Source organism: Mesorhizobium sp. WSM4840, assembly GCF_055811755.1.
Map to the genome: position 1 here is coordinate 1 of NZ_JBVVQD010000072.1, position 6,495 is coordinate 6,495.

Consider the following 6,495-nt stretch of genomic DNA (forward strand, 5'->3'; position numbering starts at 1 on the left):
GCCATCTTGGGGCCGAAAATGACTGATTTGCGCCGCAAAAACAATCACTATCGATAAGAGGTGATTATCGATAGTGATCTTTTCCGCCAGAGTCATCGGCAGTGACGGAAGTATATGTCGGAATAGCTTCCGTTGAGCGAATCTGTTACCAACAAATCAATGGTTTACGACATCGCCGCCCTACCGCTGAACACCCTGCTGGGGCCGCTCGCCCGCGCCGAAGATGTCGGTTTTACTTCCCGATTTCAATTGAAGCGCTAAGGTGAAAATCCTGCTCAGCACCATGAGGCGGCCCCTCTGGGGGAGGGGAGGGGGCTTTCAGAGTCCGGACGCCTTGGTCAGGTTGGTCCGGAACCGATCACGCCGGCGCTGATATTTGCGGGTCATCTCGGCCGAGGCATGGCCGAGCTGCTTCTGCACGTAACGCTCCTCGATCTCGGCCGAGGAGGCGAGGCCTGAGCGCAGCGAGTGCCCGGCGAACAGCAGCACCCGTTCTGCATCCGGGAGATCGGCGCGGACGCCGGCGGCGAGCGCGGTCTGCTTGACCAGGCGGGCGACGTGCTTGTCGGAGAGCCGCTCGACGTCGACGGTCTTGTTGTCCCGAAAAATGCGGCGGAAGAGCGGGCCTCGCGCGATGCGGCCGAAGCGGATCCAGGTCTCGAGCGCGGCCACGGGGCAAGAGTGGTCGCTGGAGCCGCGGCCGACTTCGACCTCACGCCAGCCAGTCTTGCCGCGCAGCGTCACCAGCACGCCCTTGTCCGGAAAGATCTCGATCCAGCCCGCGCCGTCACTGAGGTCGTCTCGCACGACGTCGAGGCCGACGATTTCGGAGCGCCGCAGGCCACCGGCAAAGCCGAGCAGCAAGATGGCGCGGTCCCGAAGGCCGCGCAGGTCATGGCCGAGGGTCGCAATCATCGCCTTGATGTCGTCTCCGAGCACGGCTTCCTTTTGTCGGGGCGGCTTGGCGTGCTTGCGGCGGATGCCGGCGAGCACGGTCGAGATATGCCGATCGGCGCGATCCATCGGCTGGCCACGCTGGGTAAAATTCCAGGCGAGGCCGGACAGCCGCCGCTCGATTGTTGCAACGGAGAGCGAGGGGAGGCCGCGTTTCGGATCGCCGGCGGCGCAGGCGCCGATGTAGAGGCCGATGACCTGACTGGAGGGCGGCAGCGGGTCAAAACCTTCCCGACGGCACCAGGAGGTAAAATGCCGCCAGTCCTTGGCGTAGGCGTTTTGCGTGTTCTCGGAGCTCGCGGCCTTCGCGTAGGCGGTCGCGGTCTCGACCAGAGCTTCGAGACGCGCCGGGACACGGGGTGTCGGTCGCGGGGCGGAGGGCGAGGAGCCCATTTCCATGACGAGATCGATGATGTCCGGCAGATCGCCGTCTTGGTTGCCATCGGCCGCATCGTCGATTTTGGGTGGGTTTTCCGGGGGATTTTGCATGGTTTGCGAGCCTAAATACGTCCGATAATGCAACCTTATCGGACATAAAACAAGATCGACAGGTGCGGCGGTTTTTGCTCATTTGCGTTGCTAGAAGCGCCGCTATGATTCATGCTGTCAACGATGATTCTCCGCCCCAAACCCTCTCCGCACCACGCAGTCCAGCCGCTCGGCGCCACGCCGAATGCGCGCATGGCGACTATGCCATCCTGGCTGCGCAAGGCAGTCGAGACGTCGCAAAACCCTGAGGATACTGCGATTGCCTCCGGCGCCGCCCTCGCCGCGCTCGACGCGGTGGTGCGCCGGCAGGAACGATGGGCGGGCGCCTGGCGGCAGCGGCTGGCGCTCGGCGCGGCCGCGGTGACGGCCCGGCAGGCAGGGCGCATCGAGGACGAGGCCGGGCTGCGCGACGCCGTGTTTCTGACCCGCCCAGGCGACGACATCGGGCCCGCCGGCAGCATGCTTGTGGCCTGGCGCAGGCTGGCCGGAACGCCTGCGGAGAAACTGCTGACCGAGGCGAGCATCGGCGCGGTTCTGGATGACCTCGGTCTCGCGCGCAATGACGAGGGCGCGAGCGATCTGACGGACGATCTCCGGCAGCTCGCCGCCAGTGACGGGACGGTGGGAATGATGACCGGCGCCATCGCGATCGCCGAACGCCACGGCGTTGGGCGCGCCCTTGGAGCCTGGCTCGCCGACGCCTTGCTGGCGCAACGGCTGGGTTGGGCACACGCGGTGCCGCTGCTGGGCGCCGAAGCGGCCTTGGGCACAAGCGCTCGCCCGCGTCGATCGGCGGCCAGCTCTGTGGCGACAAGCATAGAGACAAATCCTGAGCGTGCGAAAATGCTGCTTGCCGCGCAGGCGCGCGCTGCGCTGCGCGCGATTGATCTTTTCACCGACCTCGAGCGCCGCGCCGATCGGCTGCTCGCCGTGGCGCCGAAACTGCGGGCGAAGGGTGCGGATCTCGTCGTCGAAAAGCTGCTGTCCGACGATGCGCTCGTGGCGTCGCGCGGCGACAAAAAGACCGGGATGAGCGACCGCGGCCTGCGCCGCCTGTTCGACCGTTTGGTCGAACTCAGCGCCGTGCGCGAGCTGTCCGGCCGCACCACGTTCCGCATCTACGGACTCTGATGCAATGGCCGAGGCAACGCGCAGACGCGGGAAGGGACTTCCAGATGGCCATCTGTTCGACCGGGAGCTCGATCATTTGCCGCCCGAGGCACGCTGGCGCGAATGGATGCATCGCGTCGAGGCGACGATTTTTGCCGCTAGTGAACCGGTCGGCCGCGAGACGCTGACGCGCATCGTCGGCAAGAGCTGCAGCATCTACCTTCTGATCGACGATATTCGAGAGGAGCTGCGCGGCCGGCCCTATGACCTGGTCGCCGTCGCCGGTGGCTGGAAGCATCTGACCCGGCCGGCCTATGCCGACGCCATCCGTGCGGCCATCGGTGGAAGCGAGAAGGCGACTGACCTGACGCAATCCGAAGTGCTGGTTCTTATGTGCATCGCCTATTTCCAGCCGATCACGCGCGGCGAGTTGTCATTTTTCTTCGGCAAGGAAATCGGCCGCGATTTTATTGGTCATCTGCGCGGTGCCGGTCTGATCGCTTCCGGCCCGCGTAGCCCGACGCCGGGCGCGCCTTACACCTACGTGACGACAAAAGAATTCCTGCTGCAGTTCGGGCTCGACACGCTGCGCGACCTGCCGGATTTCGAGGCGCTTGAGGATGCAGGCCTGCTGTCGAAGGAGAAGCTGCTGGCGGGCGACATCACGCCGGGGTTTTCGCACCCCGGCGAGGGTGGTGCTGACGTCCCCATCGAGGAATGAAGAGCATGTGCTAGGCTTGGACGAGCTGCACCGATCTCGGGCCTGCCCGATTGAAAAAAACGCTCCAGGACTCTCCGGGATGTCATTCGGTCCACGACAAGCGGGTTTGTTTCTGTGGCGAACCATCGTCACCAGCCAAAGAGGAAGGTGCGATCTCCCGGTCGATAGTGATTGGTGATGAACTCGTAGCAATCGCCAATGTTGGCCTAATCGGCCCCAAGCTGCGATTTTGGCCAAGTTGTGGAACGTTGCCGGAACGGATTGACCGGTATGGCGTCGGCGCTTGAGAATTCACTCTTGGAAGAGGGAGTGGATGTATGGGTTTGCGCGTTTCGCTCGAGGTGTTGACCGGGGCGTGGAGCCTCTCTTTTGCCGACATCGACTTTTTGAACGTCAAGGCGGCCGGGTCGAGGCTTGGACTGGCGGTTCAACTGAAGTTCTTCGCCGCGAACGGATATTTCGCCACCGCGGCGGCTGAGGCCCCCGATGACGCGGTTTCGTATCTGGCCGAGCAGCTTGGCGTCAGCAAGGCAGATCTCTGCCGGTATGATTTTTCGGGGCGTTCAGGGCGGCGCCATTGCGCCGAGATTTTGCGCCATCTTGGTTTCCGCCGGATGAAGCGGGCGGATCGAGCCGCACTTGCGAGCTGGATAGCGACGGAGCTTTGCCCTGGGGGAGCATCGGTCGCAGCGATGATGGAGGCTGTTTTTCTGTTGTGCCGGGATCGCAAGATTTTCGGTCCGTCGCGCAAGGAGATGGAGCGGATAGTGCGCTCCGAGCGGCAACGCTTTCTGGAATCCTTTCTTGGCGGTGTTGCGGATCGGCTTCGCCCGGAAACGGTCGCGCTGATGCAAACATCGCTGGCCGATCCACATAGCCCGACCGGGTTCCATACGATCAAAGGAGATGCGGGTGCAGCCACGCTGGACAACATGCTTGCCCTGGCTGATCGGCTTGCCTTCATCAAGAAGCTGGATTTACCGCGGGATCTTCTATCCGCTGCCGGCAAGACCTGGATCGATCAGATCGTTCGGCGGGTCGGCGCCGAAAAAGCGTCGGAGATGCGCCGCCACGCCCCGAGGCGGCAACTGGGCCTCCATACCGTTTTCCTGATGATGCGGGAAGCACAGATCATCGACGGCATGATCGACCTGCTGGTGGAGACCATCCACAAGATCGGGGTGCGTTCGAAGCGCAAGGTGGTGGCCGGCATCGCGCGTGACATCGAGAAGGTTTACGGCAAGGAGCGGCTGCTGGTCGATATCGCGGGTGCCGCGATCGAGGCGCCGGGTGGCCGGGTCTGCGATGTGATCTTTCCGGTAGCGGGCAAGGAGAAGCTTGCGGCGATCGTCAAGGAGCATCGGGCGAAGGGCACGCTCGAACGGCGCATCTACCAGGTTATGCGTGGATCCTATGCCGGTCACTATCGAAGAATCCTGCCGAAGCTTCTTTCGGTTCTGGAGTTTCGTTCGAACAATGCCGTGCATCGGGTCGTGCTTGGGGCGTTGGACTGGATCAGGCGGGCCTTCGAAACCGGTTGCCGCGTGGTGCCGCGGAACGGGGTGCCGATCGAAGGCGTCATTCCGCCGAAATGGCGCGGCGCGATCATCGGCAAGGACGGACGCATCAACCGGATCAGCTAAGAACTGTGCGTGCTCAGTCAGTTGCGCGACCGCATCCGGGCCAAGGAAATCTGGGTGGTCGGGGCGGACCGCTATCGCAATCCGGACGACGATCTGCCCAAGGATTTCGAGAGCCGACGGGCGGCCTACTACAACGCGCTCAACCTGACGTCGGATGCGCGAGCTTTCACGCGCAAAATCCAGGCCGAGCTTGAGCGGGAATTGCGGCTGCTGAATGCCGAACTCCCCCGCAACGACAAGGCACGCATTCTCTGGCGTGGCGAGAACCGCATCTCGATCACGCCGTTCCAGCCGCTGCCGGAACCGCAAGGCCTACGATCGGTCAAGGCCGAGATCGGCCGGCGCTGGCCGATGACGGAACTGCTGGATGTGTTGAAGGAGACGGCGCTCGACACCGGCTTTCTGGACGCCTTTGAAACGTCGGCTTCCCGTGTGGCGCTTTCGCGCGGTGCGCTCGACCGGCGTCTGATCCTGTGTCTTTACGGGCTGGGCACGAATGCCGGCCTGAAGCGCGTGGCGGCCGGATGCCCGGATGTCAGCTACGAGGAACTGCTTCATGTTGGCCGGCGCTTCATCCATCGGGATGCGCTGGAGGCGGCCTGCGGACGTGTTGCCAATGCGACGCTGGCAATCCGCAACACCGCCATCTGGGGCGAAGCCGGCACGGCTTGTGCCTCGGATTCCAAGAAATTCGGCGCCTGGGACGGCAACCTTATGACCGAATGGCATGTCCGCTATGGCGGTCGCGGCGTGATGATCTACTGGCACGTCGAAAAGGGTTCAACCTGCGTCTTCTCGCAGCTCAAGCGGTGCTCGTCCTCGGAAGTTGCTTCGATGATCAAGGGCGTGCTTCGGCATTGCACCGACATGGAGATCCAGCGGCAGTATGTCGACAGCCACGGCCAGAGCTCGATCGGCTTTGCCTTCTGCCATCTGCTCGGGTTTGAACTGGCGCCACGCCTTAAGGCGATCGCCCGGCAGAAGCTGGCGCTGCCGCATCCAGGCCTGCGCGCTGAATTGCCCAATCTGCTTCCCATTCTTTCCAGCGTCATCAACTGGGAGGAGATCGAGCAGCAGTATGACGAGATGGTCAAATATGCGGCTGCCATGCACAGCGGGTTAGCCGATCCCGAAGCGATCCTGCGCCGCTTCGCCCGCGCCGAGGTGATGCACCCGACCTATAAGGCGCTCGCCGAACTCGGCCGGGCGATCAAGACGATCTTCCTGTGCCGGTATTTGCGCCACGAGAAATTCCGCTGCGAAATCCACGAAGGCCTGAATGTGATCGAGAACTGGAACAGCGCCAACAGCTTCGTCTTCTTCGGCAAGGGTGGCGAGATCGCCTCGAACCGGCTCGATGAGCAGGAGATATCGGTGCTGGCCCTGCATCTGCTGCAGGCGTCGCTTGTCTATGTGAACACGCGCATGATGCAGTCGGTGTTGAGCGAGCCGAAATGGTCGGCGCGGCTAACGCCGGAGGATTATCGCGGCCTGACGCCGCTGTCGCGCTGTATTTAAAGGTGAGACTTCTCGCCTAATGATATCAAGCTCTTAGCCTTGTACTTAAATTGAGAATTT

The 6,495-nt window shown here is 62.9% G+C and carries 4 protein-coding genes and 1 pseudogene; 4 read left to right on the forward strand and 1 reads right to left on the reverse strand.

All coding sequences use genetic code 11. From position 1 onward, the window contains the following. Nucleotides 1–132 precede the first annotated feature (132 nt). Nucleotides 133–261, forward strand: coding sequence for a hypothetical protein (locus tag AC0L3I_RS36415; RefSeq protein ID WP_473530163.1), 129 nt, complete (start codon nt 133–135; stop codon nt 259–261). 57 nt (nt 262–318) lie between these two features. Here the strand turns inward: AC0L3I_RS36415 and AC0L3I_RS36420 are convergent, their stop codons facing one another. Further along, nucleotides 319–1,443: a tyrosine-type recombinase/integrase gene (locus tag AC0L3I_RS36420; protein WP_473530164.1), complete on the reverse strand. Its 1,125-nt coding sequence runs from the start codon at nt 1,441–1,443 to the stop codon at nt 319–321. Nucleotides 1,444–1,635: 192 nt separating this feature from the next. Here AC0L3I_RS36420 and AC0L3I_RS36425 point away from each other — a divergent pair, with 192 nt between their 5' ends. From AC0L3I_RS36425 to AC0L3I_RS36435, 3 genes and pseudogenes are all read left to right on the forward strand, one after another. Then, entirely contained in the window at nt 1,636–2,574 is a 939-nt protein-coding gene (locus AC0L3I_RS36425; protein WP_473530165.1) for a DUF1403 family protein, read from the forward strand. Between the two features lie 4 nt (nt 2,575–2,578). Further along, complete coding sequence (gene scpB, locus AC0L3I_RS36430) at nt 2,579–3,274, forward strand: SMC-Scp complex subunit ScpB (protein WP_473530166.1); 696 nt, start codon at nt 2,579–2,581, stop codon at nt 3,272–3,274. Nucleotides 3,275–3,591: 317 nt separating this feature from the next. Continuing rightward, a pseudogene (locus AC0L3I_RS36435) lies at nt 3,592–6,420 on the forward strand (Tn3 family transposase); the annotation flags it as partial. Nucleotides 6,421–6,495 lie beyond the last annotated feature (75 nt).

Bases quoted from the DNA above. Each gene is read 5' to 3' on its own strand.
- AC0L3I_RS36420 (WP_473530164.1), bottom strand. From the start codon at position 1,443: ATGCAAAATCCCCCGGAAAACCCACCCAAAATCGACGATGCGGCCGAT.
- AC0L3I_RS36425 (WP_473530165.1), top strand. From the start codon at position 1,636: ATGGCGACTATGCCATCCTGGCTGCGCAAGGCAGTCGAGACGTCGCAA.
- scpB (WP_473530166.1), top strand. From the start codon at position 2,579: ATGGCCGAGGCAACGCGCAGACGCGGGAAGGGACTTCCAGATGGCCAT.